This window comes from Stackebrandtia soli, from assembly GCF_965137155.1.
Taxonomy (GTDB): domain Bacteria; phylum Actinomycetota; class Actinomycetes; order Mycobacteriales; family Micromonosporaceae; genus Stackebrandtia; species Stackebrandtia soli.
Window position 1 is genome coordinate 30 of the sequence record NZ_CBCRZX010000001.1, and the last position, 26,821, is coordinate 26,850.

A 26,821-nucleotide genomic window follows, 5' to 3' on the forward strand; every position below is an offset into this window, starting at 1 on the left:
GNNGNNNCNNCANCACNNNAGANANGAGGTGCCTCGGCATGCCGAGCGCTTCGCCGATCTCCGCGTCAGTCGGGGACGTTCCGGCCGCCCCGGCTTGACGCTGGAAACGTCGAACCGCGCGGTCCCGGGCTCGGAAGGCCTCGCCATAGCCGACGTAGTACCGCTCGCTGAGGTGCTGACGCACCGCACCACGCGCGTAGATGTAGGCGTAGGGCTCGAACGCGCCGCGCGTCGGGATGTAACCCAGCGCGGCACGCGCGACCCCGATGAGCGCTTCCTGGTTGAGGTCGTCTCGATCATGCAGTCCTCGGTACGGCCGGATGGCGTTCGCCGCGACAGCCGTGTGGGAGCGGACGATCTCGTCGACGCATTGACGTTCTCGGTGCGATCCACGGCGACTGTGGATTAGTCGCCAATGGACTTTTTCGGCGGTCTCCGTGTGGCCCTGGCGACCAAAGTACGCATGTAGGACATGGTCAAGCTCCCCTGGAGGCAGTCCCAGTTCCTCGCGCAGCAAGCGGAGCTCCGGGAGACGTGGAAGCGCTCTTCCGCTGAGCCACGCACCGAGTCGACGTGACCGAACGTTCAACGTCCAGCGCCGCGGATCGAGACGGAACGCGACCGAAAGCCAGTCCATAAAGGTCGAGTGTTCGGAGACCGATGGCCATCGCTTACATTGAGGCTCTGACATACCTGAATCAACGAGCTCGGGTCGATCGGCGCGACGGACTTGCGGTCCGACAGGCCACGGTCGATCGGTACGCTGCGGGCGTGTCCGTATCGCTGGAAGAACTGACCCTGATGCTGCGCGAGTTCGCCGCCGAGCGCGAGTGGGAGCCGTTCCACACGCCGAAGAATCTGGCGATGGCGGTGTCGGGAGAGGCCGGGGAGCTCGCCGCGGAGTTGCAGTGGTCGACGCCGGAGGAGAGCAACGAGCTCGACGCCGCGGCCCGCGAGCGCGTCGCCGACGAGATGGCCGACGTTCTGCACTATCTGGTTCGGATGGCGGACGTGTTGGACATTGACCTGATCGCGGCGGCGATGGACAAGCTGGCCCGCAATCGCGAGCGGTTTCCCGTGGGTGAGCCGGAGACTCGGCGAGCACGTCCACGACGGTGACCGTCCCATGAACGCCGTGGTGGCCGTTCTCCAAGCAGGAAGCGGAGAACGGCCACCACGGTGGTCTGAGGTCGAGCGAAGGCGGGTCCGGCCTCCTAGAGGTCTCAGAGGCCCGGGATCACCTCGGCGGTCGACCAGGTGCGCCACTGAGGAATGGCGGCGTCCACGGTGGCGAGCTGGTCGGCGACCGGCCCCGGCCCCGTCGAGCCGGGTGTCCGGCGACCGGCCAGGGCACCGTCGACGGTCAGCACGTCGCGAACCGACGGGCGCAGCAGCGGACTGATCGAGGCGAGTTCCCCGTCCGTCACCTCGTGCAGTTCACGGCCGTTCTCCTGGCAGAACGCCACGACGGCGCCGGTGATCTCGTGCGCGTCACGGAACGGAACTCCGTCACGGACGAGCCAGTCCGCGATCTCGGTCGCCAGCGAGAAACCGAGCGGAGCGGCTTCTGCCATCCGTTCGGTGTGGATGGTCATGGTGGCGATCATGCCCGCCATCGCGGGCAGCAGCAGCTTCAGGTGGTCGAGCGCGTCGAACACGGGCTCCTTGTCCTCCTGGAGGTCCTTGTTGTACGCGAACGGCAACGCCTTGAGCGTGACGAGAAGTCCGGTCAGGTCGCCGATGAAGCGACCGGCCTTGCCGCGCGCGAGTTCGGCGATGTCCGGGTTCTTCTTCTGCGGCATGATCGACGAACCGGTGGCGAACGCGTCATCGAGTTCGACCCAGCCGAACTCCTGCGACGTCCACAGGACCACCTCCTCGCCCAAACGGGACAGGTGCACGCCGATCATCGCGGTGACGAACAGGAGCTCTGCGGCGAAGTCGCGGTCGGCGACGCCGTCGATCGAATTCGCGGCGGGCGCGTCGAAGCCGAGTTCGGCCGCGACGGCGACCGGGTCGAGCGGCAGTGACGAGCCGGCGAGCGCCCCCGAGCCGAGCGGCGAGACGGAGGTCCTGCGATCCCAGTCGCTCAGGCGGTCGAGGTCGCGAAGGAAGCCCTGCACGTGGGCGAGCAGCTGATGCCCGAAGGTGATCGGCTGGGCGTGTTGCAGGTGGGTCATGCCCGGCACGGGCGCGTCGGCGGTCCGACGTGCCTGACCGGTCAACGCCTCCACGAGGTCGACGAGGCCCACGGCTACGGCGCGCGCGTGGTCACGGCAGTACATCCGCAGATCGCACGCGATCTGGTCGTTGCGGGAGCGCCCCGCGCGCAGTTTCCCTCCCAGCGCCCCGAGCTTCTCGACGAGGCCGCGCTCCAGGGCCGTGTGAACATCCTCATCGGACAGTGATACCGGGAAGGCGTCCTTGTCGACGGCTTCGCGCAACTCGTCGAGCGCGGTGAGCATCTGCTCCAGTTCCGGCTCGGTGAGCAATCCGGCGCGGTGCAGGACCCTGGCGTGCGCCTTGGAGCCGGCCAGGTCGTAGGGCGCGAGTCGCAGGTCGAAGGAGATGCTGGCGTTGAGCTCCTCCAGGGCCCGCGCGGGGCCCTGGGAGAAGCGTCCGCCCCAGAGTTTGCTCACTGCGCCTCGCTCTTGAACCGGGCGTCCCGCGCCGAAGCGAGCTTGGCGGGCAGGCTCCACAGCTCGACGAAGCCCTTGGCGAGGGACTGGTCGAAGGCGTCGCCTTCGTCGTAGGTGGCCAGGCCGAAGTCGTAGAGGCTGGCTTCGGACTTGCGCCCGGTGACGGTCGCGCGTCCCGCGTGGAGCTTGAGCCGGATGTCGCCCGAGACGAACCGCTGAGCGTCGTCGATGAACGCGTCGAGGGAGGTCTTCAGCGGCGAGAACCACAGTCCGTCGTAGACGAGCTCCGACCACCGCTGGTCGACACCGCGCTTGAAGCGGGCCAGGTCGCGTTCGATCGTGACGTTCTCGAGTTCCTGGTGCGCGGCCAGCAGCGCGATGGCGGCGGGAGCCTCGTACACCTCGCGGCTCTTGATGCCGACGAGGCGGTCCTCGACGATGTCGAGCCGACCGACGCCCTGCGCTCCGGCGCGGGAGTTGAGCTCGGTGATGATCTCGTACGGCGTCTTCGTCTCGCCGTCGATCGCGACGGGGTTGCCCCCGTCGAAGGTGATGACGAGTTCGTCGGCGTCACGGCGCAGCGACGGGTCGGCGGTGTAGTCGTAGATGTCCTCGATCGGCGCGTTCCAGATGTCCTCGAGGAAGCCCGTCTCGACGGCGCGGCCCCACAGGTTCTGGTCGATCGAGTACGGGGACTTGTTGGTGACGTCGATCGGCAGGCCCTTCGACGCGGCGTAGGCGATCGCCTTGTCCCGCGTCCACGCGAAGTCCCGCGCCGGGGCGATGACCTTCAGGTGCGGCGCGAGCGCGGCGAGACCCGCCTCGAAACGGACCTGGTCGTTGCCCTTGCCGGTGCAGCCGTGCGACACGATGGTGGCGCCGTACTTCTCGGCCGCGCCGACGAGGTGCTTGACGATGAGCGGCCGGGACAGGGCCGACACCAACGGGTACCGGTCCATGTAGAGCGCGTTGGAACGCAGCGCGGGGAAGCAGTACTCGGCGGCGAACTCCTCGCGGGCGTCGACGACCTCCGCTTCGGCGGCGCCGCAGTCGAGGGCACGCTGCCGAATGACGTCGAGGTCTTCGCCGTCCTGGCCGACGTCGATCGCGACGGCGATGACCTCGCCTCCGGTCTGTTCGGCGAGATACGGGATGGCGACTGATGTGTCGAGCCCACCGGAGTAGGCCAGGACTACGCGTTCGGTCATGTCAGTGGCTTTCTGTGAGTCGTGAGTGTCGAGAATGCTATGTCTAATGTGAATTGTCATCGGTTTCGCCGCCCTTGCCCGCCCAGCCGAGCAGTTCCGCGGCGAGTTCGGCGCCGGTCAAACCGTCGCGCGCGACCACGAGGATGGTGTCGTCACCGGCGATGGTGCCGACGATGTCGCGGAGCCCGGAGCGGTCGATCGCGCTGGCCAGAAACTGAGCGGCCCCGGGCGGGGTTCGCAAGACCACCAGGTTGCCGGAGTGGTCGGCACCGGTGAGCAGCTCGCGAAGGAGCCGGAGAAGACGATCGGGGGGCTGGACGGCCGCGCGGAGCGGCCCCGCGCCCTCCGCGGGAATCACATAGGACGCCGGGGCGGAGTCGGTGCCCCGCACCTTGACGGCGCCGAGCTCCTCGAGGTCCCGGGAAAGCGTCGCCTGGGTGACCGTGATGCCGTCCGCGGAGAGCAGGTCGACGAGCTCGGTCTGCGACCGAATCCGTTGCGTCGCGATCAGGTCGCTGATGCGGGCGTGCCGGGCGGTCTTGGTGATGGGCGCGTTCACGTCGGCACCTCCTCCAAGGGCGGCAACGCGTCGGTGATCAACCAGGCGAGCAGCGCCTTCTGCGTGTGCAACCGATTCTCGGCCTGCTCGAACACTCGGGACTGCGGTCCGTCCATCACCTCGTCGGTGATCTCCTCGCCCCGGTGCGCGGGAAGGCAGTGCAGCACGATCGCGTGCTCCGCGGCGTTGGCGAGCAGTCGCTCGTCGAGCCGATACGGCGCGAGCGCCGCCATCCGGCTTTCCCGGTTGTCCTGCCCCATCGACAACCACGTGTCGGTGGCGACGACGTCCGCGCCGTCGATGGCGGCGATCGGATCGGTCGTGACCGAGACGCTGCCGCCGTGCGCGGCGGCCAGTTCGGTCGCGCTCCGCAGCACATCGCCGGCGGGCGGGTGCAGATCCGGCCCGGCGAGCCGGACGTGAGCACCGGCGAGCGCGCCGGCCAGCAGGTACGAATGCCCCATGTTGTTACCGGTGTCGCCGACGAAGGCGATGGTGCGGCCGGCGACGGCCCCGAACTCCTCGGTGATCGTCATGAGGTCGGCGAGGAGCTGGCACGGGTGATATCCGTCGGTGAGGGCGTTGACGACGGGAACGCTCGACGCGCCCGCGAGCGCGGCGATCCGGGCGTCGGCGAAGGTGCGGATGACGATCGCGTCGACGTAGCGCGAGAGCACCCGCGCCGTGTCCTCGATGGATTCGCCGCGTGCGAGATGGGACGACTGGGCGTCGAACAGGACCGCGTTGCCGCCGAGTTCGGTGATTCCGACCTGGAACGACATGCGAGTCCGGGTGGACTCCTTCTCGAAGATGACGGCCACGGACCGAGGGGTCGCCAAGAGCCGCGAGTCAATGCCGTCCGGGACCGCCGGAGGGGGGCCGCCCAGCAGTGGCCGCGTGTACCGGTCGGTCTTGAGCTCACGCGCGAACGCGATGAGCCGCCGCTGCTCGTCCGCGGTGATGTCGTCGTCTTTCAGGAAGTGCTTCACGGTCGTTCTCCTGGGGGGTACGCGGCGTCGAGCGCGTCCCGCAGCGCGTCGAGGAACAGATCGAGCTGGTCGAGGGTGACGATCAACGGGGGCGAGACGCGAAGCACGCTGGGGCGCACGGGATTCACGATGAACCCGGCCTCGCGGAGCGCGCCGGCGGCCTCGGCCGCCACGTCCTCGACGAGGACGATGCCGCGCCACAGACCACTGCCGCGGGTGTGCGCGACGAGCGGGTGCCGCAGGGCACGCACCCCGGACGCGAGGTGGTGCCCGGCCATGACGACGTGCTGGAGCAGCCCGTCGGTCTCGATCGTGTCGAGGACGGCGATGGCGGCGGCCGTCGTCACCGCGTTCCCGCCGAAGGTCGAGCCGTGCATGCCCTTGGTGAGAACGGTTCCTGCGTCGCCGACGCCGAGGACGGCGCCGATCGGGAGGCCGCCGCCGAGTCCTTTGGCGAGCGTCACGACGTCGGGGAGGACGCGGTGCTGCTGGTGGGCGAACCAAGTGCCGGTCCGGCCGATGCCGGACTGAACCTCGTCGGCGATGAAGAGCGCGCCGGTCGCGTCGCACACGTCGCGGACGACCTGGAGATAGCCCGGCGGGGGTGGGATGACGCCGGCCTCGCCCTGTGTCGGTTCCATGATGACGGCGGCGCATTCGGTCGTGACGGCGTTCTTCAGCGCGTCCGCGTCTCCATAGGGGACGAATCGGACGTCGATACCGAAGGGACCGAACGGTTCCCGAATCGAGGCTTTGCCGGTGACGGACAGCGCGCCGAGCGTGCGTCCGTGGAAGCCGTCCTCGGCCGCGACGACGTATCCGCGCCCGGCTGACTTGCCGTGCAGGATCGCGAGCTTCAGCGCCGCCTCGTTGGCCTCGGTGCCGCTGTTGGTGAACAGGACGCGCGCGGGGGCTCCGAGCAGGTCGACGAGCTTCTCCGCGAGCACGACCTCCGGCTCGTTGACGAACAGGTTGGAGGTGTGCGCGATCGTGGCGACCTGACGGTTGACGGCCTCGACCAGCGCGGGGTGGTTGTGACCGAGCGAGCTGACGGCGATCCCGGCGAACAGGTCCAGATAGGTCTTGCCGTCCACGTCGGTGACGATGCAGCCGTCCCCACTGGACAGCACCACGTCGGGGGTGCCGTAATTGGGCATCATGACCGCGTCGTAGCGGTTCTGCCATTGCGAGGTCTCGGTCATGACGGCACCACCATGGTTCCGACTCCTTCGGAGGTGAATATTTCCAATAGCAGGGAATGCGGGACCCGACCGTCGATGACGTGGGCCTGCGGGATACCCCCGGAGACGGCGCGCAGGCATGCCTCCATTTTGGGCAACATGCCCGCCGACAGGTTCGGCAGCATGGCTTCGAGTTCGGCGACGGTCAGTTGGCTGATCCGGCTGGCCGGGTTCGGCCAGTCCGCGTACAGACCGTCCACATCGGTGAGGACGATGAGCTTCTGCGCGTCGAGGGCGAGCGCCAGCGCCGCCGCGGCGGTGTCGGCGTTCAGGTTGTGCAGGACCCCGTCGGCGTCGGGGGCGACCGTCGAGATGATGGGGATGCGCCCGGCGTCGATGAGGTCGGTGAGGGCGGCCGGATTGACCGCGGAGACGTCGCCGACCTGGCCGATATCGACGGGTTGACCGTCGACGACCGCGTGACGGCGCTCGGCGGTGAGCAGCCGGGCGTCCTCACCGGACATTCCGACGGCGAAGGGGCCGTGCTCGTTGATGAGACCGACGAGTTCCCGACCGACCTGACCGACGAGGACCATGCGGACCACGTCGATGGCTTCGGGCGTCGTGACGCGCAGGCCGCCCTTGAACTCGCTGACGATGCCGAGTTTCGCGAGCATCGACGAGATCTGCGGGCCGCCGCCGTGGACGACGATCGGCTTGAGGCCGAGGTAGCGAAGGAACACCATGTCGGCGGCGAAGTCGGCGCGCAATTGCGGGTCGACCATCGCGTGGCCGCCGTACTTGACGACGACGATCTTGCCGTGGAAGCGTTGCAGCCACGGCAGTGCCTCGATGAGCGTCTGCGCCTTGCCGAGCGCGGAGAGCACGGCGGGTGAGAGTACTGCGTCGTCGACGGTCATGACGAGTACGCCGAGTTCTCGTGCACGTAGGCGTGCGACAGGTCGTTGGTCCAGATCGTCGCGGTGTCTCCACCGGCGTGCAGGTCGACCGTGATCGCGATGTCGCGTCCGGACAGGTCGACGCCCGAGCGGTCCGCGGCCGCGGCCCCTCCCCGGCAGATCCAAACGTCGTTGATGGCGACGTCGAGTCGATCGGCCTCGAAGGCGGCGGCCGTGGTGCCGACGGCGGCGAGGATGCGGCCCCAGTTCGGGTCCTCGCCGAACAGGGCGCACTTGACGAGGTTGTTGCGGGCGATCGAGCGGCCGACCTCGACCGCGTCGTCCTCGCTGGCGGCGCCGATGACGGTGATCGCGACCTCCTTCGTGGCGCCTTCGGCATCGGAGAGGAGCTTGGTGGCGATGTCGGAGCACGCCGCCGTCAGCTGGCGGGTGAACTCCTCCGTGCCCGGGATGACGCCGGAGGCGCCCGAAGCCAGCAGCAGCACGGTGTCGTTCGTGGACATCGCGCCGTCGGAGTCGAGCCGGTCGAAGGTGAGTCGGCACGCTTCGCGCAGCGCGGCGTCGGCGGTGGCGGGTTCGAGCATCGCGTCGGTGGTGAATACGCACAGCATCGTCGCCAGGCCCGGCGCGAGCATGCCCGCGCCCTTGCCCATGCCGCCGATGAGGTAGCCGTCACCGGAGACCTCGACGGTCTTCGGAACGGAGTCGGTCGTCATGATCGCCTCGGCGGCGTCCGCTCCGCCGTCGACAGACCGTTCGACCATCCCCTTGTCCACACCGGACAACAGTGCGTCGAGCGGGAGCCGCTCACCGATGAGACCGGTCGAGCACACGGCGACGTGCCCCGCCCCGATCGAGAGGCCCTCGGCGACGTGCTCGGCGGTACGGTGCGTGTCGGCGAAGCCGTCGGGACCGGTACAGGCGTTGGCGCCACCCGAGTTCAGGATGACGGCCCGAACGGTCTGTTCCTTGAGGACCTGACGACTCCACACGACGGGCGCGGCCTGCACGCGGTTGCGGGTGAACACCCCGGCCGCCGTGTACTGCGGTCCGTCGTTGACGACGAGGGCGACATCCTTCGCGCCCGAGGTCTTGATACCGGCGGCGACACCTGAGGCGGTGAAACCCTTCGGGGACGTGACGGTCACGGTGCGACTCCATTCGTGGACAGGCCCGCCGTCTCCGGCAGACCGAGCATGAGGTTGGCGCACTGGACCACCTGGGCCGCAGCGCCCTTACCGAGGTTGTCGATCGCGGACGTGACGATGATGCGGTCGGCGTCGGAGTCCATGACCGCCTGGATGTGGCAGGCGTTCGAACCGAGGGTGGCGGCCGTCTTGGGCCACTCTCCCTCGGGCAGCACATGCACGAAGGCCTCAGCGTCGTACGCGGCGGCGAGCGCGTCCCGGACGGCCTCGGTCGACACCGAGGCGGAGGTCGGGCGGGCCGTCACGGTCGCGAGGATGCCGCGTGGCATGGGAGCCAGGACCGGCGTGAACGACAGGCTCGTCGCGCCCGTCGCCTGCTTGATCTCGGGGACGTGCTGGTGGGCGCCGACTTTATACGGGGAGAGGGAGCCCGCCACCTCGGTCGCCATTAGGTGAGGCTTGGCAGCCTTGCCCGCGCCGCTCGTGCCGGAGGCCGCGACGACGACGACGTCGTCGGGCCGCGCGATCCCGGCAGCGATGAGCGGCGCCAACGCGAGAATCGTGGCGGCGGCGTAGCAGCCGGTCGCGGCGACTCTGGTCGAGCCGGCGATCGCGCCGCGCTGCCCGGGAAGCTCGGGCAGACCGTACGTCCACGCCCCGGCGTGCGGGCCGTCGTAGTAGGAGGCCCAGGCTTCGGCGTCGGCGAGGCGGTGATCGGCCCCCAAGTCGACGACCTTGACATTCTCGGGCAGGCGCGCGGCGAGCGCCGCCGACTGGCCGTGCGGCAGTGTCAGGATGACGAGATCGGCGTCCGCCAGGACCTCGGGGGTGGTCGGGGCGAAGGTCATCGCCGAGAAGGATCGCAGGTGTGGGTGGACCGACGGGACGGACGCGCCCGCCTGGGAATGGGCCGTCGCGGCCACGATGTCGATGTCGGGGTGTTCCGCCAACAGACGCAGCACTTCACCGCCCGCGTAACCGCTGGCTCCGGCGATCGCTACCCGGTGACCCACGAGTCTCACCTCTCGTCGTTGAATTTCTATACAGAAGACTGTATCACAATACATATGGCTGGGATGTGGGTCAACTCGTGCGGCACGGCGTGACGCCCGTGACAGGCGGGGGCATACTCGCCAAAGGACCCAGACATCCACTCGAAGGGCTCAACATGAAGCGACGCACACTCTTTCGCGGCGCGGCGATCGGCGCGGCCGCGATTCCCGCCGCCGCTTTCGGATACTCCGCGCTGGCGGAGCCGACGGCGACCGCCGCGAACTACGAGGTGTCGATCACCGAGCAGCGGACCAACCGACTGCTCAACTTCAAGCGCGGCTCGGCGTGGACCGACGCCAACATCACGTGGAGCTGGAGCCCCGGCGGCGGCGGATGGTCGAACCTGTCCGACGTCAAGTACCGCAACACTGCGTCATTCGGCTGGATCGCGCTGGCGACGGCCTCTGGTGGCAAGGTCGGCATCGTCAACATGACGAGCGAGAAGCACCAGGAACTCAACGACCTGTTGTGGTCGGCGACGCCCGGTGGCAATCCGCACGCGATCGAGCGCATCCCCGACATCGGCGCGATCGTGACCGCGAGCTCGGCGGGCTTCCTCACGGTGTACGGGCCCACCGCGGTCAGTAAACCGAGCACGCTCGCGAAGGTGCAGACGGTGACGTTGGCGGGGGCGCACGGCGTGTTGTGGGACCCGACCCGCAAACTCCTGTGGGCCATTGGGGACAAGGTCCTGCGGGCGTACCAGGTGACCGGCAGCTACCGGAACACGCGGCTCAAGGCGACGAGCAAGAAGGTGACGCTCAAGGGCCTCGGACACGACCTACAACCGGACTACTCCGACAAGGGAAAGCTCCTCATCACCGACACCTACGGCGCGTACGAGGTGAACGCCTCGACCCTGGCGAAGAAGACCGTACGCGAGGGGCGCCTCATCAAGTCCTATGTGCGCGATTCCGCGGGTGAGGGAATGTGGTTGCAGGCCAAGAACAATGAGCCCCGACCATGGAGCAGTGACACGGTGAGGTGGGACTCGGGGTCCAAGGTGCGTTCCGGCGGGCACATATACAAGGCGCGCATCGTCACGACGTCCTTCAACTGACGGACGACGTCCGGCCCGGTCGACTCCATGGCCGGGCCGGATTCGTCCGACCACGGCGGTCGCCGCCCGGGGCAAGGGGCGGCCGACATTCGATCGCGCCACGATCAAGACGTCCCGGTCGACGGCGACACCAAGCCCCGGAACGGTGGTCGCGGTCGTTCGCCCTCGTCCACCGCGCGGAGGACGGCGGCCTCCCACAGACTGAATCGGACCGCTATCGTCGCACTGTCGACCCGGATCTGGGATCCCCAGTGACATCAAGACCCGGCTCCGATGGGGCGACGCCTCCCCGGCGCGGACACCGCGCCACGAGCGACCTGGTCTAGAATGGACGATTGACGGCATGAGCCTCGAAGAGTACCGACATCCCGTCGCCGGTTTCACCCTGCCGCTTCCGTCGGGCTGGGAGTGCATCGAGGATCCGCAGTACGGCGTCCCGGTGATCGCCGTCGAGCCCGTCGACACGGTCGGCTTCCGCGCGAACGTCGTGGTCACCAGCGAAGCCCTCCCGCCCGGTTGCGATCTCGGCGTCTGGCAGGCCAACGTCGACGAGTTGCTACCACAGGAACTCCCCCACTACTCCCTGATCGACCGGGAGTTCATCGACGGCGGCGACCGTCGGTTCTTCCGGCGACTGGCCCACTACGTCGGAGACGACACCGGTTCGGTCACGATGGAGCAATGGGCCGTGATCGCGAGCGGAACGGGTTTCACCCTGACCGCGTCCGTCGCCACCTTCGCCTATGACAGTCTCGCCGATATGTTCGCGGACATGGCTTTGCGCTTCCGACCGGATGGCGTCGACGGGATCGGGGAGGTCACGGCGTGAGTTTCGTCTTCAACGCCGACAGCGGGCGGGTGCGGTTGGACCAGCCCACCTTCGATCGCCTCGTGTCCTGGGTGAACGGCGACGACACGGCCGATCCACAGCTGACCGCGCTCGTGGACTCCGGAGCGATCACCCGAAACGAACCACATCGGGCTCTCGTTCCGGGGCTGCGAGCGGTGACCGGTTCCCTCTGCCGCTTGCGCATCGGGCTGATCGACGACCGCGGCACCCGCAAGGCCGGCGACGGCTGGGTCGGACGGGGTGAGGCGGCGCTGCTGCTCGACCTCCCCGACGGCGACCGCGAACTGATCGCGCTGCATCCGACGCTGCTGCCCGCCGTGATCGCGCGAGTCACCCGTCTCGGTCCCCGCCCGGCGTCCGGGAGCGAGCCCCTGCACCTCACTGGGGAACTCCTCGCGGATCTGTTGTCCGGCAACGCCTCCGATCGAAAGGCCGCCGCAGAGACGCTCGCGGTGCACGACTCGGACCGACCGCTTCCCGGTCTGGTCGCCGGGTTGGTGTCGGGACCGTGGCGCCGCTGGACCGTGACGGTGGAGTGGCGGACGCCCCAGGGCGAGCCGGCCTCGCACACGCTCCAGGTGCTCGACGCCGACACGTGTCTGTGCCTGTGCGAGGCGTCCAGCACGAACGCCACCCTGTGGCCGACGACCGCCAGCGGCGTGTGGCGACGACTGACACTGTTGCTCCCGGACGAGGTGGAGAACGGATAAACCGGGTGACGGTTTTACATACGCCAATCCTTTTGCGTACTCTGGGACAGACCACGATTCTCAGGAGTCGCACATGTACATCAACATCCCCCAGGTGAGGACCACCGGGCAACGCATCGGACGCGTCGGCGCGGACGCCGAGTCCTATGTGAAGTCCGTCGACGGCTCGATGCGGCAGGTTCTAGGGTCCAACGAGGGCTTCGGAACGATCCAACAGCTGCGGCACGTGCTGGACGAACTGGCCAGGCGACGCGACTCCGTCATCGCCGCCACCACCGAGACCGCGCGTGACATCGACGCCGCCGTGCAGCGGCACGTCGACACCGAGGAACGCACCCGAACCACGATGGAGAACCTGCGCCGACAGCTGTCGGGGCAGACCCCCGGCGAGTCGCTGTCCACACAGGTCTGCACGCCGAACAATCCGATGGGAGAGGCGCTGGGCGCGAACAACCCCGCCACCCCACCCGCGGTCTCCCTCGCGGGCGCGGAATCGGTGCTGCACACGCTGGGAATGCCCAAGAACTCGCCGCTCGGTTCGCTGGGCACCGCCTCGTGGGCCACGGGTGAGGTGATCGGGCGAGGCGGGGACGTGGCGTCCTGGATGGCCGACGCGAAGCACGGCAGGTTCGCGCCGAGAGGCGCCAACGGCCAGTTCATCTCGCCGCAGAACATGTCCGCCTGGGACCGTGCGGTCTCCGGGGCCAACGGGGAGTTCCGGGCGACGCCGGGAGCCAGCGAGACGCGCGCGGCGTGGAGCACCGCCGGAAAGTGGGCCGGCCGGGCCGGCAACGGCCTCTCGACCGTCACCAGCACCGCCGAGCAGGCCGTCAAGGACTCCAAAGACCCGGAACTGACCGGAGACCAGAAGGTCGGTCGCGCGGTATGGCGCGGTGCGATGGAGGGCGGCGGAACGGCCGCAGGTGGCCTCGCCGGCGCGAAGATCGGGGCGGGCATCGGCACCCTCATCACGCCCGGCGTGGGCACCGTCATCGGTGGCGCCCTCGGCGGCCTGGTGGGCGGCATCGCCGGTTCCCAGGTCGGCGGCTGGATCGCGGACCACTCCGTCGAGGCGGCCGGCAACGCGCTCGAATGGATCACGCCCTGGTAGGACCGACGCGTCGAGGTGGTCTGGCCGCCGAACGTCTGCGCCGCAGGTGAAGCCGGACGGCCACGATCACCCGCGCTGCGACTTGTCCCCCGACGATCGGTCGACCGCGCCCGTGCCACCCCACCGGCGCGACCGTTCACCGTCGTCCGGGCCGCGCCGTCTCGACGATCGGGCCCGGAGGCATTTGGCCAGACGTACGAAACGACGGTCCTGCTCAAATCGGATGACCGAACGACACCGGCCCGTGTCCGACATGGACACGGGCCGGTTCGATCAGGCTCGAAATCAGACGGCGCGCAGTTCCGCGCCGTGGTCGTCGGCGGCGATGGCGACCGCGTTGTCGCGCGCGGCCACCGTCTCCTCGGCGGTCAACGTACGGTCCGGCGCCCGGAAGGTGAGGTTGTACGCCAAGGACTTCCGGCCCTCGCCGAGCTTGCCTCCCGAGTAGACGTCGAACAGTCGGAGGTCCTCCAGCAACTCGCCCGCCCCCCGCGCCAGCGACGCGGCGACGTCCGCCGCGGCGACGCCGGAGTCGACGACGACGGCGACGTCGAGCAGCGCGGCGGGGTAGTGCGAGATCAACGGGGACGACTCGATCGGCGGTAGGGGAATCGCGTCGAGGTCCAGTTCCATCGCGCAGGTGCGCTTGGGAACGTCGACCGCACCGCACACGGCCGGATGCAGTTCACCGGCGTGCCCCACGACGACACCGTCGACGAGCAGTTCGGCGCACCGACCCGGATGCCATGGCGCGTAACGGCCCTGTCGCACCTCGAGGGTGACGCCGCAGGCGGTGCCGACCGCGACCGCGAGCGCGACCGCGTCGCTCCAATCGGCGACTCGACCGTCGCCCCACCAGCCGCTCAGCTCCTGGCGTCCGTGGAAGACGGCGCCGACGTGATACGGCTGTATGGGCCGCACCGCGTCGAAGGCCGCCAGTTCCGCGTCGGTCGGCCGGTCGGCCGTCGACGGGCTCGGGACCGCCGCCTCGGCGTCCGGGCTCGGAGAGAAGACCAGGCCGGTCTCGAACAGACCGACGTCCCGGTGGCCACGATCCACGTTGAGCTTCAACGCCTTGAGCAGACCCGGAAGCAGCGTGGTGCGCAGCGCGGGTTCGCTGTCGACGAGCGGATTGACCAGGGTGACGACGCGGCGGCGCGCGTCATCGAGCTCCATTCCGTACACGTCGAACAGCCCCGTGTCGATGAACGGGTAGTTGACGGTCTCGACGGTGCCGCGCGCGGCGAGCGTCCGGCCCACGATGCGGCGGCGACGCTGCACCGGGGTCAGACCCGGTCCGGGCGGGCTCGACGGCAGCACGGACGGCACTCGGTCGTAGCCGTCGAGGCGCGCCACCTCCTCCACGACGTCGGCGTCGCTCGTGATGTCGGGTCGCCAGCTCGGCGGAACGACCGACAGGCGCTCGCCCTCACGCACGAAGTCGCAACCCGCCGCGGCGAGGGCCGCGTCGACGTCGGAGTCGGTGTAGTCGACGCCGATGATGCGCGCCGGGAGGGACGCGTCGATGACGATCGGTGTCGCGGCGGCCCGGTGGTCGACGTCGGAGACGTTCTCCGAGATGGTCCCGCCGCCGTACTCGACGAGCAGTTGGGCGGCGCGTTGGACCGCGATCGCGCATAGACCGGCGTCGACGCCCCGCTCGAATCGCTTCCCTGCCTCACTGGTGAGCCGGTGACGGCGCGCGGTGCGGGTGACCATCGACGCTTCCCAGTGCGCCCCTTCGATGAGCACGTCGGTGGTGTCCGGAGTGACCTCACTGGTCTGGCCGCCCATGACTCCGGCCAGCGAGAGCGGGCCGGTGTCGTCACAGATGACCATGTCCTCGGGTTCGAGGCGGCGCTCCACATCATCCAATGTGGTGAGTGTCTCGCCGACTCGGGCCCGGCGGACCACGAGCGGACCCGCGAGGCGGGCCGCGTCGAAGGCGTGCAGCGGCTGCCCGAGTTCGAGCATCAGGTAGTTGGTGATGTCGACGGGCAGGCTGATGGGACGCATCCCCGCCGCCACCAGCCGACGCTTCATCCACTCGGGACTGTCGGCCATCGGGTCGACGCCCGTGACGCGCCGCAGCGCGAAACGGTCGCAGCCGTGGGTGTCCTCGACGATCAGCGGGTAGGCGCCGTCGGCGGTGGCCTTCGGCTCCTCGACGAGCATCGCCGGATCACGCCACGGCAGCTGAAGGCGGTGCGCGACCTCGCGGGCGACACCGCGCATGCAGAAGCAGTAACCCATGTCGGGGGTGATCGCCAGTTCGATGATCACGTCGTCGAGCCCGACGATGGGACGCGCGTCCGCGCCCAGGGCGACGTCGAGGGATTCCGGGAGCACGAGGATGCCGTCGTGATCGTCGCTGACCCCGAGCTCGCGACCCGAGGCGATCATGCCGTCAGAGATCTTGCCGTAGGTCTTTCGCGTGGCGATCGCGAAGTCACCGGGCAGGACAGCGCCGGGCAGCGCGACGATGACCCGATCGCCTTCGGCGAAGTTGCGGGCGCCGCAGACGATGCTGCGCGGCTCGCCTTCGCCGACGTCGACCATGCAGTGGCGGATCGGCTTCTTGAACTCGGTCAGCTCCTCGATGGAGACGACCTTCCCGACGACCAGCGGGCCGGTGACCCGCTGCGTCAGGTCGTGGATCTCCTCGACTTCGAGTCCACACTGAACCAAGGCAGCGTCGAGGTCGGCGACGGTGAGCTCGTCACCGAGGTCGACGTACTCGCGCAGCCACGATACGGATACGCGCATGACTACTCCTCCCTTCCGAGGGCCAGCGGGAACCGGATGTCGCCGTCGAACATGTCCCGCATGTCCGAGACGTCGTGCCGCAGCATCAACGCACGGTCGATGCCCATTCCGAAAGCGAATCCGCTGTAGACGGACGGGTCGATGCCGCAGGCGCGCAGGACCCGCGGGTTGACCATGCCGCAGCCGCCCCATTCGATCCAACGCGGACCGTTGCGGTGCGCCTCGAACCACACGTCCAGCTCGGCGCTCGGCTCGGTGAACGGGAAGTACGACGGACGAAGTCGCACCCGCGCCGACGGCCCGAACATGGCCCGGGCGAAGTGATCCAGTGTCCCCTTCAGGTGCGCCATCGTGATGCCCTTGTCGACGACGAGGCCCTCCGTCTGATGGAACACGGGGCTGTGCGTCGAGTCGACCTCATCGGTCCGATAGACACGCCCGGGCGCGATCGCGTAGATCGGCGGTTCGTTGTCCAACATGGTGTGAATCTGGACGGTCGACGTGTGCGGACGCAGTGTGAGGCCGCTACCGGCGGCGCGACTCGCCGACGCGATGTAGAAGGTATCCATCATGGATCGAGCGGGGTGATCCTCGCCGATGTTGAGGGCGTCGAAGGAGAACCACTCCGGCTCGACCTCGGGCCCCTCGCTGATCTGGTACCCCATCGCGACGAAGGTGTCGGCGATGCGTTCGGCCATCAGCGTCAGCGGATGCCGTGCGCCCGGACGGTGCCGGTCGACCGGCACCGTCACGTCCACCGTCTCCTCCCGCAGCGCGCGCTCGGCCGCCTCGACCGCGAGGATCTCGGACCGCGCCGAGAACGCCTCGGTGATCGCGACGCGGGCGGCGTTGACGCGCTTGCCCGCGTCGGACTTCGCGGCGGGCGGCAGGGCGCCGATCTCGCGTCGAGCCAGCATGACAGGTGACTTGTCCCCGAGGTGCGAGGCCTTGGCCGCGGCCAACGCCTCCACGTCGTCGGCCGACTCGAACGCCTTCGTGGCGTCGGTGACGGCGGCGTCGAGCGCCTCCGGCGACAGGTAGGCGACCTGTTTGGGGTCGTACGGATCTGATCTATAGCTCATCGCAGGCAATCACTCCCGGTTATGGGGTCACAAAGACCCAGAGCAGACTAAAAGAGGACCTTCGCGGCGACGCCGCCAGCCCACCGGGAGCCGAGCCAAAGCGATCACAATCGACAGAAGACGATTACCGCCGAGGCCCGCCGCCGGCGGGCCGGATAAACCAGGACGTGAGCCGAGAGCGTCGCCACTCGATCGCGCTCATCACTGGGGTGCTCCTCTGCGGTGTTGTCTCGCTGAAGCATACAGGCACACGGTCGCGGCGGTCGCGAGGTTAAGGCTCTCCGCGTGACCGTAGATGGGCACCTTCACCCGCGCGTCGGCAAGAGCGGCAACGTGTTCCGGCAGGCCATGGGCCTCCGAGCCAAACAACCACGCCGTCGGCGACACGAGCGAGCCCGCGTCGATCAGGTCGTCGAGATCGGTGTCGCCGTGGGCGTCCGCGGCGAGGACGCGCAGTCCGTCGGCGCGCAGGCGCTCCACGATCGTCGCGGTGTCACCGCCGCGCACCACCGGAAGGTGGAACAGGCTCCCCACCGACGAACGGACGCACTTGCCGTTGTAGGGGTCGACCGTCGCGTCGGGAAAGACGGTGGCGTCGGCCCCGGTGGCGTCGGCGGCGCGCAGGATCGTGCCGGCGTTGCCCGGGTCGGAGATTCCGTCGAGGACCGCCACGAGTCGGGGCGAGGAGGGCACGTCGACATCGAGATACCGACACACCGCGACAAGCCCTTGTGGAGTGACGGTCTCGGTGAGAGCCGCGAGCCCGTCGTCGGTCACCTCGTGGACGGACACTCCGTCCGCGACGGCGAGGTCGATCAACTCGTCGTACCGCTCGGCGGCCGGAGCCGACGCGAACAGCTCGACGACGGTTCCGGATCGGCGCAGCGCCTCCGCCACGGCCTGCGGTCCCTCGGCGAGGAACTGTCGACGCTCGTCACGAACCTTGCGGCGGGCGAGCTTACGAACGGCGACGACCCGGGACGACCGCTTCGTCAGCGGGTCCGCCCCGGGTCGAAAGCCCTGCGGCATTACGCGGCGGTCTGCTGCGCGGGGAGCGCGGCGCGGGCCGCGTCGACGAGCGCGGTGAAGGCCGCGGCGTCGGTCACGGCGAGGTCCGCCAGGACCTTGCGGTCCACTTCGATCTCAGCGGCCTTGAGGCCCTGGATGAAGCGGTTGTAAGTGATGCCGTTCGCACGAGCGGCGGCATTGATGCGGGTGATCCACAGGCGACGGAAGTCGCCCTTGCGGGCCCGACGGTCCCGGTAGGAGTACTCCAGCGAGTGGAGCAGCTGCTCCTTGGCCTTGCGGTACAACCGGGAGCGCTGCCCCCGGTAACCCTTGGCGGCCTCAAGGGTGGTGCGGCGCTTCTTCTGGGCGTTGATCGCCCGCTTAACGCGTGCCACGGGTTGTTCTCCTCATCGCGACCGGAATGACGATCCCCGGTCAAGGTTTTGAATGGACGAAACGGTTACTTGCCGAGCATCTTCTTGATGCGCTTGACATCGGACTTGGCGACCTCGACGGTCCCGTCCAGGCGACGCGTGCGTCGGCTCGACTTGTGCTCCAACAGGTGCCGACGGTTGGCACGCTGGCGAAGAATCTTGCCGGAAGCGGTGATCTTCACGCGCTTGCCCATACCGCTGTGGCTCTTCATCTTCGGCATCGGTACTCCTTATGGGTGTGGTTATTCGGCGTCGTCGGTCTGGGCGGCGGCGCGCTGCTCAGCCCGTTCGGCTCGCTTACTCGGACGGGCTGCAACCGGCTGTTTCGCCCGGTGGGGCGCCAGCACCATGACCATGTTGCGGCCGTCCTGCTTCGGCGCGGATTCGACGACCCCGAGGTCGGCGATGTCCTCACCGAGGCGACGCAGCAGACGGAGCCCGAGCTCGGGGCGGCTCTGCTCACGGCCACGGAACATGATCGTGATCTTGACCTTGTCCCCGGCCTTGAGGAACCTGACGACGTGACCCTTCTTGGTCTCGTAGTCATGTTCATCGATCTTCGGCCGGAGCTTCATCTCTTTGATGACAGTCTGCTGCTGGTTACGCCGAGCTTCGCGAGCCTTCAACGCGGTCTCGTACTTGTGCTTGCCGTAGTCCATGAGCTTGCACACGGGCGGGCGAGCGGTGGGCGCAACCTCGACCAGATCCAGATCGACGTCGGCCGCCAGCTGCAGGGCCTTGTCCAGGGAGACGATGCCCACCTGTTCACCCTGCGGGCCGACGAGCCGGACTTCGCGAGCCCGGATCTGTTCGTTCACGCGCAAATCGCTGATGAGACCTCCTAAGTAAAGCGACACGTGCACATGCATCAACCACGTTGTGACGACGCGACGAACCCCACCCACGAATAAAGCCTCGGCGTATGCCGAGGCCCTGGTCCGTACCGGTGCGCACAGTGCGCTTCACCCAGCACCCCGAACACCGTGGTGTTCGAGGTCGGGCGACCGGACCCGCCAGGTCGTGGTCGCTTGACGCGTACCTACCGGCGGGTGGGAGCGGGGCTCCGCTTGCGACGCCGTCGACGCGCGAGCGCGTTGACGGCGTGGTCGACGGTCAACACTATCAGACGGCTTCGTCGGCCTTGCCGCCCGAGTGGAGCGCGCGCAGCGCGCGGATGGCGGTGACGGCGTGGTCGCCGTCGACGGCCTGGATCGCGTTCATCGCGACGACATCACCGTCGGCCAGTTCCAGCTGCGCGAAGGACGCGCCGCGCGGAAACGACACCGCCGCGACGATCTCCCATGGGAGCTCGTAGACGCCGACGATGTTGCGAACCTTGACTCCAGAGGCGTTGGCCCAGACGCGCGGGCGCGCGAACGCGAGCAGACCCGCCGCACAGAGCAGACCCAAGCCGACCATGGCGTACTGGTCGGCGGCGTGGAAGACACCGCCGCCCTCGGTCTCGCCGCGCAGAGCGGTCGCCACGAACGAGCACACCAGGACGACCGCGACGGCCGCGACCACGCAGCCGATCGTCGCCTTGCGGGGACGCGCCACCGCCTCATACTGCCGGTCAGCCACCTTGTTCATGCGGCCCAGTGTGCCATTGCCGCGGTCGACGCCACCGGCGGCGCCCGCCCACCCCCCGCCGTCCGCTCGCGGTGGCCTCGACGATCGAAGCCGCCGGGGTCGACGTGGATTGCGCTGGGCGGCAACATGAACGGGCTTCCGCAGTGCTCGGCGACCGCGGCGCGGACAGTACAGTGGATTGATGCGCGATGCCTCGACAGTCCCCACTCTGATAATCGGTGAGACCAGGGGCACGGTGACCTCGACCGTGACGGAGGCCGACACCGCTCAAACACTCGGTTCCGGTGACGTGCCGGTACTCGGCACACCGCGTGTTATCGCATTGGCGGAGGCGGCGTGCATGTCGGCGCTGACCAGGCGAATGCCGACGAACCTGACCACGGTGGGCAGCCGTGTCGAGTTGACCCATCTCGTCCCCGCCGTGTGCGGCGACCTGGTGACGGCGCAGGCGACGTTGGCTTCCCGGGAAGGGCGGCGACTGACGTTCGACATCGTCGTCACCGGCGCGGACGGAACCGTACTGGCGCAAGGACAGTTCGTCCGAATCCTGCTCGATCGCGCGGCGTTCCTGTCGGGTACGAAACGCTGAACGCGTCAGGGCAGCGTATCGATCTCCAATGTCGAATCCATGGCCAGGAGGGTCTTGGGATCCCCGGTGAGGATGGGCCAGCCACGACGACGTTGCGCGCACCAGGTCACGTGTCCGGCGGCGAGTTTGCCGTGCTGACGTGACCGCGACAGCATCAGGCCGACGTCGTGCGCGGCCCGCTGATCCAGTTCCAGGATCACCGTGACCGGCAGCGACAGCAGCACCTTCAGGGCGTCCCGATCGCGCCGAGGCGCCTTCGACCACGCCTCCGCGAGCGCCCCCGAAGGAATGGCGAGGACGATTCCCTGTTCGGCCGCCGTCCACACGACCGCTTGTGGGTACGGCGATGACGCGGCGAAGCCGACCATCGCCGAGGAGTCGAGGATGCGACCACCGATCACGAGACGGCCCCGCCATCGTCCGCCGGAACGCCCAGAACGTCGCGTGCCCACGCCAGGTGTTCGGCGCTCGGGGCCTGCCCCTTGCGGTCGAACAGATCGCGCAGCTCGGACAGCGACTGATCTCGGTGCAGTTTGATCCGCACCGCCTCCGCCACGTAAGACGACACGCTGTCCGCTCCGCCCGCCGAGACGATCCGTCTGATCTGAGCCAGCTGCTCCGCGGGCATGTCGATGGTGAAGCGTTCGGTGTCGTTCATGACCACAAGGTAGCCGACCCGCGGGACGGGCGGTCAACCCCCGAAACGGTGCTTCCGAAGCGGTGAAAGGCTGGTCCCATGCGCATATTCGGGCTCGACGGTCGAGGCGTGAGTCTCGACGTCGACGGATACCAGTTCCCGGACGCGGCAGAGGAAAGCCTGCGCCGCAGCTGGTTGATGATTCGCGGCGAGGCGATCGCCGCCGCAGGGACATGGGCGTTCCGATGGCAGGCCCTCACACCGGACGAAGCGATCAACCTCGGCCGTTGGCTACGCGATCTCGCCGACGAGCGAGCCGGACACGACGACCTGTGGTTCCTCGAACCGAACCTGGCGTTCGCGGTGCTCACGCGCAGCCCGGAACGAGTGGGGCTGCGCATCGCCTTCGACCTCGAGTTCTCTCCACCGTGGCGCCCGCGAATCGGCGCGGGCGACCCCTTCACCATCGAGACGGAATTGCCGCGCGCGACCCTGCGCGACGCCGCCGAGAATTGGGCGGAAGCGCTCGCTGATTATCCGTGATGGTCGGATCGGAGCTCGGGCGGTGCATCGAACGTCGTCGACGCCGTCGGCAAGGTGAAACCGTCGCCCCCACACACAAAGAAGCATCGGAAGACGACTGTGGACGGCCACCGAAGGTGACCGTCCACAGTATCGACTATTAGGACACGAACGAACCGACGGCCGGTTTCTTCGCCAACTGCGACTGCGCCCGAGTCACGCCCGGGTCCAGCGACTGCTCGACGAAGATCGCGTGCCACAGGCAGAACACGAGGATCGTCCACACCTTGCGACTGTTGTCGGCCTTGCCGTCCCGGTGGTCGCGCAGCAGACCGCGGACGTACTCCAGGTCGATGAGGTGACCACAACCGGCGTTGGCGAGGATGTCGTCGGCCCACTCGAACATCTCGTCCGCGAGCCAGACGCGCGTCGGCGTCGGGAAACCCATCTTGGGGCGGTTGACGATCGCCGGCGGGACGACCTTCGCGAGCGCCTGGCGCAGCGCGTACTTGGTGTGGTTCCCGCGCAGGCGCACCTTCTCGTCCAGCGGGACACGCGACGCGACCTTGAACACCTCGGTGTCGAGGAACGGCACGCGGACCTCGAGGCTGTGCGCCATCGACATGCGGTCGGCCTTGACGAGGATGTCACCGCGCAGCCACGTTTTCATGTCGACGTACTGCATGCGGGTCGTGTCGTCGAGGCCCTCGCACTCGCCGTAGATCGGACCGGTGATGTCGGTGTAGCGGACGCTGCTGTCGTAGCGACGCAGGATGCGCTCCTTCTCCTCCTCGGAGAAGATGTTGGCGTTGCCGACGAAGCGCGTCTCGAGGTCGGTCGTGCCGCGCTCCAGGAAACTCTTGCCCTTGACGCCTTCGGGAATCACCTTCGACACGGCCCGCAGACCCGAGCGCACCGTCCGTGGGAGGCCCTGGATCGATTGCAGCGACAGCGGTTCCCGGTAGATCGGGTAACCGGCGAAGAACTCGTCGGCGCCCTCACCGCCGAGGACGACGGTGACGTACTCGGCGGCCTTCTTCGCGACGAAGTACAGCGGCACGAGAGCCGGGTCGGCGACCGGGTCGTCCAGGTACCAGACGATCTGGGGCAACGCCGACATCATCTCCTGCGCACCGATCTTGGTGCCGATCGCCTTGACGCCCAGATGCTCCGCCGACTCCAGGGCGACGTCGAGCTCGTTGTAGTGCCCGGGGACGTCGAAACCCATGGTGAAGGTGAGGATGTTCGGATTGAACTCGCGCGCCAGGGCCACGACGCCGGTGGAGTCGATGCCGCTGGAGAGGAAGGCGCCCACGGGAACGTCGGCCCGCATGTGCATCCGCACTGATTCGCGCAGGGTGTCCAGAATCTCGTCGTAGAGACGCTGCGGGTCGTCGACGGGGCGCGGCGCGAACGTGGGTTCGAAGTACTTGACGGCGCGCACCTCGCCGCCGGCGGCGAACTGGACGTAGTGTCCCGCCGCGATCCGGCCGATCTGCCGGTGCATGCTGCCGGGCTCGGGCGGGTACTGCAGGGTCAAGTAGTGGGAGAGGTTCTTCTCGTCGAGGTCCTTCGCGTCGGTGAACGGCATCAAGGCCTTCTTCTCGCTGGAGAAGTAGATGCCGCTCTCGTTGCGCAGGTGGAACATCGGCTTGATGCCGAACGGATCCCGTGCCCCGAAGCCACAACGCTGCTCGCGGTCCCAGATGACGAACGCGAACATTCCGCGCAGGCGTTGCGCGACCTGCGGCCCCCAATAGTGGTAACCCGCGAGGATCACCTCGCTGTCGCCGTCGGTGGCGAACGTCGCCCCGTACCGCTCGATGAGCTCCGCCCGCAGCTCCTTGTAGTTGTAGACCTCGCCGTTGTACGTCATGACGTACCGGCCGTCGGCGTACCACAGGGGCTGATGGGACGACTCGACGTCAATGATGGACAGCCGCTTGTGCGCGATCGCGACATCCTGATCGATGATCTCGATACCCGTCTCGTCGGGTCCTCGGTGGTGCAAACGTTCGTTGGCCGCGGCGATGGCCTCGCGTTGGGCAGCCGCCGTGCCGTTGGCACTGATATATGTCAACAATCCGCACATGCCGACCATCTTAGCGACGCTAGAGCCCGCCCCGAGTTTCGTTCGGGCAAGGCGACGACGGTCCGATGAGCTGCGATGACACCGTCACGACCTAGGACTTCACGCTGAGTTGGGGTCCGTGTTCGGCGTATCGGCGCAGCCAACGGTCGAAGGTGGCCCCATCGAACGGGGGTCGCCGCCCTGAGACCGCCGCCAGAACCTCCTCGCCGACGCTGAGCGCGGCCGCCACATGGGCGGTCGGGATGCCCCACCGCGCGGCTTCGGCGTCGATCTCGTCGGCGTCGACGATCTCGACGGTGCCGCGGCCGTCGTCGACGACGTCGAGCGTCAAGTCGACAAAGGATACTCCGTCGTCGTCGTGTCGGGCCGGTATCGCCATGTCCACGTAGATCTGCGCCAGCCGCTCGAACGAACTGCTCACGCCGTCGGGATCCGTCGCGGTTCCCGCCCTTCTCGGACCGTAGAGCGTCGCGACCCACCACTCCTCACGCGGATAGCACCGAATCGTCACATCGGACATCCGAAAACAGGTCCCGTCGTCAAGGAAGCACGGGCTCTCCGGTTGCTGGGCGGCCCAGACGCCGTGCTCGTCCTCGCCGAGGACCAACTCCATCCACCATCCCGCCACGTGACCCGAATGGCGCAACTTGCGCCCACGCCGCCAGAGGAAAGGTGTCATGGCCCCATCCTCGCAACGATCATCGACCCGTTCCCCGTCGACCGGCACGTGGCGAGACGCACCACTCCGGAGCACGAAACGCGTAGAAGTGACGTGACATGACGCCCGGTACGGCGCTACGGTCGAGGCGGCGGATCAACACTCCTTGGGAAGGCACGGTCACATGACAGACAACAAGGCGGATACCGGGACGAAGAAGGGCGAACGCCCCCACGACCCCGCGTACCCGGAGAAGTTCCTCAACCTGATGCGCTCCGGCTGGGGCCCTTCCGCGTTGACCGGACTCGTCGCCGTCCCGCAGGCGGAACAGCACGCGGCCCGTCGCCGCGCCCTCTCGGACGCGTTCGCGGGCGAGACGCTCATCATTCCCACGGGACACGAGAAGGTCCGTTCCAACGACACCTTCTTCCGGTTCCGCGCCAACAGCGACTACGCGTGGCTCACCGGTGACTACGACCCCGAGGGCGTGCTCGTACTGCGCCCCAACGGTTCTGGTCATGACGCGGTGTTGTACCGCCGTCCTCGCAAGTCGACCGAGTCGGACGAGTTCTTCCGCAGTTCCCAGTACGGCGAGCTGTGGGTCGGTCGTCGCCACGCGCTCGACGAGATGTCGGTGCTTCTCGGCATCGAGTGCCGAGACCTGGCCGAGTTGGAGAGCATCCTGCCGGATCTGGAACGCGCGAAGGCACGAGTGCTGCGCGGTTTCGACACGGCGGTCGACGCGGCGATCCCAGCCGAGGCACCCACGACCGGATCGGACGGCAACCCGCAGCTGACCCGCGACCGGGAGTTCGCCGCCGTCCTCAGTGAACTGCGGATGTTCAAGGACGAATGGGAGATCGCACAGCTCCAGGACGCGGTGGACATCACCGTGCGGGGCTTCGAGGACGTCGCCCGCATCCTGCCGACGAACCGGTCCGTGTCGGAACGCCTCCTCGAGGGCGTGTTCGCCGCGCGCAGCCGCCTCGAAGGCAACGGCATCGGTTACGACTCGATCGTCGGCGCCGGATCGCACGCGACGACCCTGCACTGGATCACCAACGACGGCCGCACCACGCCCGGTGAGCTGCTGCTCATGGACATGGGTGTCGAGAACAACCACCTGTACACCGCCGACGTCACCCGCACCATCCCGGTGACGGGCACGTTCAGTCCGTTGCAGCGTCAGGTGTACGACATCGTCTACGCCTCCCAGCAGGCGGGCATGGAGGCCGTCAAGCCGGGTGTCGACTACAAGGACATCCACACGACCTGCATGCGCGTCCTCGCCGAGGGCCTGAACGATCTCGGGATCCTGCCGAGCACCGTCGACGAGGCGATGGCCGAGGATTCGCTGCTGTACCGCCGTTGGACGCTGCACGGGTTCGGGCACATGCTCGGCATCGACGTGCACGACTGCGCCGCCTCCCGCAAGGAGCACTACTGGGGTGGCAAGCTCGGCGCCGGTCACGTCCTGACCGTCGAACCGGGCCTGTACTTCCAGGCCAACGACGAGTTGGTCCCGGAGGAGCTTCGCGGTATCGGCATCCGGATCGAGGACGACGTGCTCGTCACCGAGGACGGTCACCGGAACCTCTCGGACGGCTTGCCGCGCACGGCCGACGACGTGGAGAGCTGGCTCGACGAACAGCGTCAGGCCGGGCCGCGCATCGCCGGGCTCGACGACTGATCGCGCGGTGGCCGGTGCCCCGCCCGGGCGCCGGCCACCGGCATCGTTACGGTACGCGACACGCCGTCACCGGGCCAATTCTCCGGCGGCACCGTGACGAGCAGGCGAAACGCCGCCGTCGAACGACACGACACGCCCCGCCGTCCACGATCCCGGTTTTGCGGGGTCTGCCCCGTAGACTCGTCACTGAGGCCGCACGCGGCCTCGCCAAGCTTTCACCACCGCACCCAGACCCGGCGGCGGTTGACCACACCACACACCACCGACCGCCGCCGGGTCTCTACGGAGCGATGTCTCCCCCGGGGTCGGCCACACGGTGATGGCC

27 protein-coding genes and 1 pseudogene are annotated in these 26,821 nt (G+C 68.2%); 8 read left to right on the forward strand and 20 right to left on the reverse strand.

Going from position 1 to position 26,821, the window contains the following annotated elements; genetic code table 11:
• Nucleotides 1-25: 25 nt before the first annotated feature.
• Nucleotides 26-691: pseudogene (locus tag ACM9NP_RS00005) on the reverse strand (sigma-70 family RNA polymerase sigma factor); the annotation flags it as partial.
• 110 nt (nt 692-801) lie between these two features.
• On the opposite strand from ACM9NP_RS00005, the gene ACM9NP_RS00010 reads away from it, so the two are divergent.
• Nucleotides 802-1,119, forward strand: a complete 318-nt coding sequence (locus ACM9NP_RS00010) for a nucleotide pyrophosphohydrolase (RefSeq protein ID WP_415644657.1) — start codon at nt 802-804, stop codon at nt 1,117-1,119.
• Between the two features lie 104 nt (nt 1,120-1,223).
• Here ACM9NP_RS00010 and argH read toward each other — a convergent pair whose 3' ends face one another.
• Genes argH through argC form a run of 8 tightly spaced genes read right to left on the reverse strand, consistent with a single transcriptional unit; the run spans nt 1,224 to nt 9,657 of the window.
• Complete coding sequence (gene argH, locus ACM9NP_RS00015; RefSeq protein WP_415644431.1) at nt 1,224-2,639, reverse strand: argininosuccinate lyase; 1,416 nt, start codon at nt 2,637-2,639, stop codon at nt 1,224-1,226.
• Nucleotides 2,636-3,847: an argininosuccinate synthase gene (locus ACM9NP_RS00020; protein WP_415644432.1), complete on the reverse strand. Its 1,212-nt coding sequence runs from the start codon at nt 3,845-3,847 to the stop codon at nt 2,636-2,638. Before ACM9NP_RS00020 ends, argH begins: the two co-directional genes overlap by 4 nt.
• Before the next feature lie 43 nt (nt 3,848-3,890).
• Nucleotides 3,891-4,406, reverse strand: a complete 516-nt coding sequence (locus ACM9NP_RS00025; RefSeq protein ID WP_415644433.1) for an arginine repressor — start codon at nt 4,404-4,406, stop codon at nt 3,891-3,893.
• Nucleotides 4,403-5,395: an ornithine carbamoyltransferase gene (gene argF, locus ACM9NP_RS00030; RefSeq protein WP_415644434.1), complete on the reverse strand. Its 993-nt coding sequence runs from the start codon at nt 5,393-5,395 to the stop codon at nt 4,403-4,405. Before argF ends, ACM9NP_RS00025 begins: the two co-directional genes overlap by 4 nt.
• A complete protein-coding gene (locus tag ACM9NP_RS00035; protein WP_415644435.1) occupies nt 5,392-6,597 on the reverse strand; it encodes an acetylornithine transaminase in 1,206 nt (401 codons plus the stop codon). Before ACM9NP_RS00035 ends, argF begins: the two co-directional genes overlap by 4 nt.
• Nucleotides 6,594-7,496 carry an acetylglutamate kinase gene (gene argB, locus ACM9NP_RS00040; protein ID WP_415644436.1) on the reverse strand — a complete coding sequence of 301 codons (903 nt, stop codon included), beginning with the start codon at nt 7,494-7,496 and terminating at the stop codon, nt 6,594-6,596. The genes ACM9NP_RS00035 and argB overlap by 4 nt, the downstream gene beginning before the upstream one ends.
• Nucleotides 7,493-8,644, reverse strand: a complete 1,152-nt coding sequence (gene argJ, locus ACM9NP_RS00045; RefSeq protein WP_415644437.1) for a bifunctional glutamate N-acetyltransferase/amino-acid acetyltransferase ArgJ — start codon at nt 8,642-8,644, stop codon at nt 7,493-7,495. Before argJ ends, argB begins: the two co-directional genes overlap by 4 nt.
• Nucleotides 8,641-9,657: an N-acetyl-gamma-glutamyl-phosphate reductase gene (gene argC / locus ACM9NP_RS00050; RefSeq protein WP_415644438.1), complete on the reverse strand. Its 1,017-nt coding sequence runs from the start codon at nt 9,655-9,657 to the stop codon at nt 8,641-8,643. Before argC ends, argJ begins: the two co-directional genes overlap by 4 nt.
• A 155-nt stretch (nt 9,658-9,812) precedes the next feature.
• Between argC and ACM9NP_RS00055 the strand changes: the two genes are divergently transcribed.
• From ACM9NP_RS00055 to ACM9NP_RS00070, 4 genes are all read left to right on the forward strand, one after another.
• A complete protein-coding gene (locus ACM9NP_RS00055) occupies nt 9,813-10,757 on the forward strand; it encodes a DUF6528 family protein (protein ID WP_415644439.1) in 945 nt (314 codons plus the stop codon).
• A 343-nt stretch (nt 10,758-11,100) separates the two neighbouring features.
• Nucleotides 11,101-11,586, forward strand: a complete 486-nt coding sequence (locus ACM9NP_RS00060; protein WP_415644440.1) for a hypothetical protein — start codon at nt 11,101-11,103, stop codon at nt 11,584-11,586.
• Nucleotides 11,583-12,317 carry a hypothetical protein gene (locus ACM9NP_RS00065; RefSeq protein ID WP_415644441.1) on the forward strand — a complete coding sequence of 245 codons (735 nt, stop codon included), beginning with the start codon at nt 11,583-11,585 and terminating at the stop codon, nt 12,315-12,317. The genes ACM9NP_RS00060 and ACM9NP_RS00065 overlap by 4 nt, the downstream gene beginning before the upstream one ends.
• Nucleotides 12,318-12,390: 73 nt before the next feature.
• Complete coding sequence (locus ACM9NP_RS00070) at nt 12,391-13,428, forward strand: hypothetical protein (RefSeq protein WP_415644442.1); 1,038 nt, start codon at nt 12,391-12,393, stop codon at nt 13,426-13,428.
• A gap of 285 nt (nt 13,429-13,713) precedes the next feature.
• Here ACM9NP_RS00070 and pheT read toward each other — a convergent pair whose 3' ends face one another.
• The 7 genes from pheT to ACM9NP_RS00105 all read right to left on the reverse strand — a co-directional run bounded on the left by pheT (nt 13,714) and on the right by ACM9NP_RS00105 (nt 20,308).
• A complete protein-coding gene (gene pheT / locus ACM9NP_RS00075) occupies nt 13,714-16,194 on the reverse strand; it encodes a phenylalanine--tRNA ligase subunit beta (protein WP_415644443.1) in 2,481 nt (826 codons plus the stop codon).
• Between the two features lie 2 nt (nt 16,195-16,196).
• On the reverse strand, nt 16,197-17,276 hold the full coding sequence (gene pheS, locus ACM9NP_RS00080; RefSeq protein WP_415644444.1) for a phenylalanine--tRNA ligase subunit alpha: 1,080 nt from the start codon (nt 17,274-17,276) through the stop codon (nt 16,197-16,199).
• Nucleotides 17,277-17,477: 201 nt separating this feature from the next.
• Nucleotides 17,478-18,305 carry a TrmH family RNA methyltransferase gene (locus ACM9NP_RS00085; protein ID WP_415644445.1) on the reverse strand — a complete coding sequence of 276 codons (828 nt, stop codon included), beginning with the start codon at nt 18,303-18,305 and terminating at the stop codon, nt 17,478-17,480.
• Nucleotides 18,305-18,679, reverse strand: coding sequence for a 50S ribosomal protein L20 (rplT, locus tag ACM9NP_RS00090; protein ID WP_415644446.1), 375 nt, complete (start codon nt 18,677-18,679; stop codon nt 18,305-18,307). The genes ACM9NP_RS00085 and rplT overlap by 1 nt, the downstream gene beginning before the upstream one ends.
• 65 nt (nt 18,680-18,744) lie before the next feature.
• The gene (gene rpmI, locus ACM9NP_RS00095; RefSeq protein ID WP_415644447.1) at nt 18,745-18,939 is read right to left on the reverse strand and encodes a 50S ribosomal protein L35; all 195 of its coding nucleotides are present in this window, start codon (nt 18,937-18,939) and stop codon (nt 18,745-18,747) included.
• A gap of 21 nt (nt 18,940-18,960) precedes the next feature.
• Nucleotides 18,961-19,536, reverse strand: a complete 576-nt coding sequence (gene infC, locus ACM9NP_RS00100; RefSeq protein WP_415644448.1) for a translation initiation factor IF-3 — start codon at nt 19,534-19,536, stop codon at nt 18,961-18,963.
• Nucleotides 19,537-19,840: 304 nt separating this feature from the next.
• A complete protein-coding gene (locus ACM9NP_RS00105) occupies nt 19,841-20,308 on the reverse strand; it encodes a PH domain-containing protein (protein WP_415644449.1) in 468 nt (155 codons plus the stop codon).
• A gap of 181 nt (nt 20,309-20,489) precedes the next feature.
• Here ACM9NP_RS00105 and ACM9NP_RS00110 point away from each other — a divergent pair, with 181 nt between their 5' ends.
• A complete protein-coding gene (locus ACM9NP_RS00110) occupies nt 20,490-20,897 on the forward strand; it encodes a thioesterase family protein (RefSeq protein WP_415644450.1) in 408 nt (135 codons plus the stop codon).
• Nucleotides 20,898-20,902: 5 nt separating this feature from the next.
• Here ACM9NP_RS00110 and ACM9NP_RS00115 read toward each other — a convergent pair whose 3' ends face one another.
• Both ACM9NP_RS00115 and ACM9NP_RS00120 read right to left on the reverse strand, forming a co-directional pair.
• Entirely contained in the window at nt 20,903-21,298 is a 396-nt protein-coding gene (locus ACM9NP_RS00115) for a hypothetical protein (RefSeq protein WP_415644451.1), read from the reverse strand.
• A complete protein-coding gene (locus tag ACM9NP_RS00120; protein WP_415644452.1) occupies nt 21,295-21,555 on the reverse strand; it encodes a ribbon-helix-helix domain-containing protein in 261 nt (86 codons plus the stop codon). Before ACM9NP_RS00120 ends, ACM9NP_RS00115 begins: the two co-directional genes overlap by 4 nt.
• 78 nt (nt 21,556-21,633) lie before the next feature.
• On the opposite strand from ACM9NP_RS00120, the gene ACM9NP_RS00125 reads away from it, so the two are divergent.
• Nucleotides 21,634-22,077 (forward strand): WapI family immunity protein, encoded by a 444-nt coding sequence (locus ACM9NP_RS00125; RefSeq protein ID WP_415644453.1) that lies wholly within the window; start codon nt 21,634-21,636, stop codon nt 22,075-22,077.
• A gap of 139 nt (nt 22,078-22,216) precedes the next feature.
• On the opposite strand, the gene asnB is transcribed toward ACM9NP_RS00125, so the two are convergent.
• Together asnB and ACM9NP_RS00135 are read right to left on the reverse strand one after the other, a co-directional pair.
• Entirely contained in the window at nt 22,217-24,148 is a 1,932-nt protein-coding gene (asnB, locus tag ACM9NP_RS00130) for an asparagine synthase (glutamine-hydrolyzing) (protein WP_415644454.1), read from the reverse strand.
• Nucleotides 24,149-24,239: 91 nt separating this feature from the next.
• Nucleotides 24,240-24,827, reverse strand: coding sequence for a DUF402 domain-containing protein (locus ACM9NP_RS00135; protein WP_415644455.1), 588 nt, complete (start codon nt 24,825-24,827; stop codon nt 24,240-24,242).
• A 163-nt stretch (nt 24,828-24,990) separates the two neighbouring features.
• Here ACM9NP_RS00135 and ACM9NP_RS00140 point away from each other — a divergent pair, with 163 nt between their 5' ends.
• Nucleotides 24,991-26,496, forward strand: coding sequence for an aminopeptidase P family protein (locus ACM9NP_RS00140; protein ID WP_415644456.1), 1,506 nt, complete (start codon nt 24,991-24,993; stop codon nt 26,494-26,496).
• Nucleotides 26,497-26,821: the final 325 nt, after the last annotated feature.

What these genes read in the sequence shown, in the direction of transcription:
- ACM9NP_RS00010 (WP_415644657.1), top strand. Translation starts at nt 802, where the DNA reads ATGCTGCGCGAGTTCGCCGCCGAGCGCGAGTGGGAGCCGTTCCACACG.
- ACM9NP_RS00020 (WP_415644432.1), bottom strand. Translation starts at nt 3,847, where the DNA reads ATGACCGAACGCGTAGTCCTGGCCTACTCCGGTGGGCTCGACACATCA.
- ACM9NP_RS00035 (WP_415644435.1), bottom strand. Translation starts at nt 6,597, where the DNA reads ATGACCGAGACCTCGCAATGGCAGAACCGCTACGACGCGGTCATGATG.
- argB (WP_415644436.1), bottom strand. Translation starts at nt 7,496, where the DNA reads ATGACCGTCGACGACGCAGTACTCTCACCCGCCGTGCTCTCCGCGCTC.
- ACM9NP_RS00055 (WP_415644439.1), top strand. Translation starts at nt 9,813, where the DNA reads ATGAAGCGACGCACACTCTTTCGCGGCGCGGCGATCGGCGCGGCCGCG.
- ACM9NP_RS00060 (WP_415644440.1), top strand. Translation starts at nt 11,101, where the DNA reads ATGAGCCTCGAAGAGTACCGACATCCCGTCGCCGGTTTCACCCTGCCG.
- ACM9NP_RS00070 (WP_415644442.1), top strand. Translation starts at nt 12,391, where the DNA reads ATGTACATCAACATCCCCCAGGTGAGGACCACCGGGCAACGCATCGGA.
- pheT (WP_415644443.1), bottom strand. Translation starts at nt 16,194, where the DNA reads ATGCGCGTATCCGTATCGTGGCTGCGCGAGTACGTCGACCTCGGTGAC.
- pheS (WP_415644444.1), bottom strand. Translation starts at nt 17,276, where the DNA reads ATGAGCTATAGATCAGATCCGTACGACCCCAAACAGGTCGCCTACCTG.
- ACM9NP_RS00085 (WP_415644445.1), bottom strand. Translation starts at nt 18,305, where the DNA reads ATGCCGCAGGGCTTTCGACCCGGGGCGGACCCGCTGACGAAGCGGTCG.
- rpmI (WP_415644447.1), bottom strand. Translation starts at nt 18,939, where the DNA reads ATGCCGAAGATGAAGAGCCACAGCGGTATGGGCAAGCGCGTGAAGATC.
- ACM9NP_RS00105 (WP_415644449.1), bottom strand. Translation starts at nt 20,308, where the DNA reads ATGAACAAGGTGGCTGACCGGCAGTATGAGGCGGTGGCGCGTCCCCGC.
- ACM9NP_RS00110 (WP_415644450.1), top strand. Translation starts at nt 20,490, where the DNA reads ATGCGCGATGCCTCGACAGTCCCCACTCTGATAATCGGTGAGACCAGG.
- ACM9NP_RS00120 (WP_415644452.1), bottom strand. Translation starts at nt 21,555, where the DNA reads ATGAACGACACCGAACGCTTCACCATCGACATGCCCGCGGAGCAGCTG.
- ACM9NP_RS00125 (WP_415644453.1), top strand. Translation starts at nt 21,634, where the DNA reads ATGCGCATATTCGGGCTCGACGGTCGAGGCGTGAGTCTCGACGTCGAC.
- asnB (WP_415644454.1), bottom strand. Translation starts at nt 24,148, where the DNA reads ATGTGCGGATTGTTGACATATATCAGTGCCAACGGCACGGCGGCTGCC.
- ACM9NP_RS00135 (WP_415644455.1), bottom strand. Translation starts at nt 24,827, where the DNA reads ATGACACCTTTCCTCTGGCGGCGTGGGCGCAAGTTGCGCCATTCGGGT.
- ACM9NP_RS00140 (WP_415644456.1), top strand. Translation starts at nt 24,991, where the DNA reads ATGACAGACAACAAGGCGGATACCGGGACGAAGAAGGGCGAACGCCCC.